The sequence below is a fragment of the Mesorhizobium sp. M7A.F.Ca.CA.002.05.1.1 genome (assembly GCF_003998335.1).
Classification (GTDB): domain Bacteria; phylum Pseudomonadota; class Alphaproteobacteria; order Rhizobiales; family Rhizobiaceae; genus Mesorhizobium.
Window position 1 is genome coordinate 1 of sequence record NZ_RZQI01000709.1, and the last position, 3,173, is coordinate 3,173.

The following is a 3,173-nucleotide window of genomic DNA, read 5'->3' on the forward strand; positions in this document are numbered from 1 at the left end:
CCGCGATGCGCGTGTCCCCGATCGCACTGAGCGCGACACGCGCATAGACGTGCTCCGTGCTCTCGCTTTGCTGACCATCTATGTCGACCATGTGCCAGGTACCGCCTTCGAGTATCTGACCTACAAGAATTTCGGCTTTTCCGATGCGGCGGAAGTCTTCGTGCTGATCTCCGGCATCTCGGTCGCACTTGCCTATGGCAGGAAATTCCAACCTGGAAACCGGCTGCTGGCAACCCTGAAGATGTTGCGCCGCGCCGGTGTGCTTTATGCCACCCACATCGTCACCACCATGGTGGTGATGGCCATGTTCTGCGCTGCGGCGGTGTTTGCCAGGCGGCCGGAGCTTTTGACGATGATCAACATCGAGCCGTTGATCAAGAATACGCCGCAGGTGCTGATCGGCATCGTGACGCTCGGCCACCAACTCGGCTACAACAACATACTGCCCGTCTATGCGGTGCTGCTCTTGCTGACGCCGGTGTTCCTGCTCATTGTCAGCTATCGGCCGGTCTTGGCACTGGTCGCCTCCGGCGCCCTGTGGCTGGTCGCGGGGGTTTATCAAATTGCTCCGCCCAACTATCCCGAGCCCGGCTTCTGGTTTCTCAACCCGCTGTCGTGGCAGTTCCTTTTCAACATCGGCCTGGCAGGTGCATTGCATGTGCGTCGCGGCGGTACCATCCCGGTCAATCGCTGGCTGGTTGGCGCGGCCTTGGCCTACACCGCTGTGGCACTGGTCTGGGTGCACAGCCCGCTTTGGGGGCATATCTCCTGGTTTGGCCTGCCTCCGGTGCTGACCGGCTTCGACAAGACGTTCCTGTCGCTGCCGAGGCTGCTGCATATATTGGCGGTGAGCTACCTGATCGTGGCATTCCCGGCGGTCTCGAACCTGTTTCGCACCGGACGCGATCATCCGCTTGCCATATTGGGCAAACGATCGCTGCCGATTTTCATTGCCGGCACGGTGCTTGCAATGGCGGCGCAAGTGCTGAAGCTGATCAATCCGGGCGGATTTGCCTATGACAGCCTGTTGATATCGGCCGGCATCGTCATGCAGTTCGCGCTCGCCTACTATCTCGAATGGCTATCGGGCCTTGGCTGGTCCGGCAAAAGCAGGCCGGCTCACAACGCCGCACCGCCCGTCCATGCTGCATCCTTCGCGATGCCGGCCATGGCGACAAGAATGGGCCGTTGAGCTCAGGCGGGCGAGGGGCCGGATGAGGCTCGCACCACGAGTTGGACCGGCAGCGATTGCCGGCTGAACGAACCGTCATTTTCAAGGATCGCCTTGACGGCAAGGCGGCCCATCTCGGCGATCGGCTGGACGATCGTGGTCAGCGGCGGCTTGGAAACCGCCCCCTCCGGAACACCGTCGAAGCCGACGACCGAAACATCGCCCGGCACCGCAATGTCGTGCTGCCGCAGCCAGTCCAGCGCATGGAGCGCCATCCTGTCGGACATCGCCAGAATGGCTGTCGGCGTCTCGGCACCGGCGAAAATATGGTCGAGGCCGGCCCAAACGCTCTTCTCGTCATTGACGGTTTCGTAGATCGGCACGCGCGAGACGTCGACGCCGACCCGGGAGAGTTCGGCGAAATAGCCACGCAAGCGGTCGCGCGTAGCCGAGTAGAGGGCCATTTCCACCTGCTCCCTTGTGGTAGGGCCGAAGCCTGCGTCGGCACAGGGCAGGGTAAGCACGGCAAAGCGGCGATGTCCGAGTTCGGTCAGGTGGCGGGCGGCCAGGCCAGCCCCGGCGATGTTGTCGACGCCGATTGCTGCAACGGCGTCGTCGTCGTCCGAATCGAGATCGAGCGCGACAAAAGGGAGTTTGCGTTCACGCGCCAGTTCGACCAGCCTTGAACCGCCATCGACGCAAAAGACGATGAAACCGTCGACCAGCGCACTTTGGATGTTCCAGGCAAGCTGTTCGTTGTTGGCTGCGGAGACCAGCGAAATCCCCGCACCGGTCGCGTCGCAGGCCTGCGAGATGCTGGCCATCATCACCCGGGCAAAGGGGTCGTCGAAGAAATAGGAGAGGGGTTCCGCGGTCGCGACACCGATGGCATTGACCTTGCCGGCGCGCAGCAGCCGGCCCTTGGGATCCGGTCCGCCATATCCCATGGCCTCGGCTGCCGCCTTGACCCGCTCGCGGACCTCCTCGCGCACGATCTCCGGCCGGGCGAACACGTTGGACGCGGTGCCGTGCGACACGCCGGCCGCCTTGGCAATGTCCGCCAGACGGACCGGTCTTGTCTTTGCAGAGGTCAATGGCGCCATCTTCGTCTCCTGAATTCCTCCCTCCTAACACTTTCGTTGGATCGGTTCAAATTTTGACTTGATCACAGTCTCGGCAAGGCGTATGTTTGAATCGATCCAAGCGAACGGTGGTTCTCTAAATTGGATCGATTCAACATATTTAGGGGAGTTGTGCCATGCATCCCGTCAATTTTCTCTTCGAAGATATCTACCGCAACGACTGGAGCATCTCGTCGAACACCACGACGCAGAAGCGCCGTGGCAAAGCCAGCCCATGGGTTCGCGAGTTGCGGTTCCTTGTGGAGCGCAAGCGGAGCTGATCGTGGTCGGTTTTTCGCGCCTGTCGATTGGATCGATTCAAGGACTAGAAGGAGCGCACATCATGCATCCCGTCAGCTATCTGTTCGAAGACATCTACCGCAACTATTGGGGCATCGCGAGGCCGGAACGGCATTGGTTGGCGAAGCTGCGGCGACGCAATCGCGAATTGCTCATCAAGCCCGAGCGCCGGCAGGACTAGCAGCCCACGCTTTTACATTTGGCGCGGGCAGGCGTCAGGAACGCATGCGCACCAGCGCCGAGGCGGCGATCGCCAGCCAGCCGGTAATGAGTAGCGTGCCGCCGATCGGCGCCGACAGCGGGAACAGCCGCGACCCGATGAAATCGCGGGCCAGCAGATCGCCGCAGAACAGCAGAAGCCCAACCAGCAGGATCAGGCTGCCGATGCGCAGCATCCGGTTCGCCCCAAGCAATCCGGCGGCGAGGAAGACCGGCGCATGCATCAGCAGGAAGGATGCGGCGGTGCCGACGAAGGCGCCGCCCAGATGCGCCGCCGCGGCCGACAGCGCCACGCCGGCGGCGCCGCACAGGCCGCCGGCCAGGACGAGGATACGGCCGCTGTTGTCGGAAGGTCGTTCGGC

At 62.3% G+C, this 3,173-nt stretch carries 5 protein-coding genes; 3 read left to right on the forward strand and 2 right to left on the reverse strand.

The window, feature by feature from the left end:
- A partial coding sequence (locus EN939_RS27060) for an OpgC family protein (RefSeq protein ID WP_442919564.1) occupies positions 1-1,192 on the forward strand: 1,192 nt, incomplete at its 5' end.
- 2 nt (positions 1,193-1,194) lie between these two features.
- On the opposite strand, the gene EN939_RS27065 is transcribed toward EN939_RS27060, so the two are convergent.
- Positions 1,195-2,274 carry a LacI family DNA-binding transcriptional regulator gene (locus EN939_RS27065; protein WP_127270806.1) on the reverse strand — a complete coding sequence of 360 codons (1,080 nt, stop codon included), beginning with the start codon at positions 2,272-2,274 and terminating at the stop codon, positions 1,195-1,197.
- 155 nt (positions 2,275-2,429) lie between these two features.
- Here EN939_RS27065 and EN939_RS27070 point away from each other — a divergent pair, with 155 nt between their 5' ends.
- Both EN939_RS27070 and EN939_RS27075 read left to right on the forward strand, forming a co-directional pair.
- Positions 2,430-2,573 carry a hypothetical protein gene (locus EN939_RS27070; protein WP_126068772.1) on the forward strand — a complete coding sequence of 48 codons (144 nt, stop codon included), beginning with the start codon at positions 2,430-2,432 and terminating at the stop codon, positions 2,571-2,573.
- Positions 2,574-2,635: 62 nt separating this feature from the next.
- Entirely contained in the window at positions 2,636-2,773 is a 138-nt protein-coding gene (locus EN939_RS27075) for a hypothetical protein (RefSeq protein ID WP_127270808.1), read from the forward strand.
- A 34-nt stretch (positions 2,774-2,807) separates the two neighbouring features.
- On the opposite strand, the gene EN939_RS27080 is transcribed toward EN939_RS27075, so the two are convergent.
- Positions 2,808-3,143, reverse strand: coding sequence for a DUF423 domain-containing protein (locus EN939_RS27080; RefSeq protein WP_127270811.1), 336 nt, complete (start codon positions 3,141-3,143; stop codon positions 2,808-2,810).
- Positions 3,144-3,173: the final 30 nt, after the last annotated feature.

Bases quoted from the DNA above. Each gene is read 5' to 3' on its own strand.
- EN939_RS27065 (WP_127270806.1), bottom strand. From the start codon at position 2,274: ATGGCGCCATTGACCTCTGCAAAGACAAGACCGGTCCGTCTGGCGGAC.
- EN939_RS27070 (WP_126068772.1), top strand. From the start codon at position 2,430: ATGCATCCCGTCAATTTTCTCTTCGAAGATATCTACCGCAACGACTGG.
- EN939_RS27075 (WP_127270808.1), top strand. From the start codon at position 2,636: ATGCATCCCGTCAGCTATCTGTTCGAAGACATCTACCGCAACTATTGG.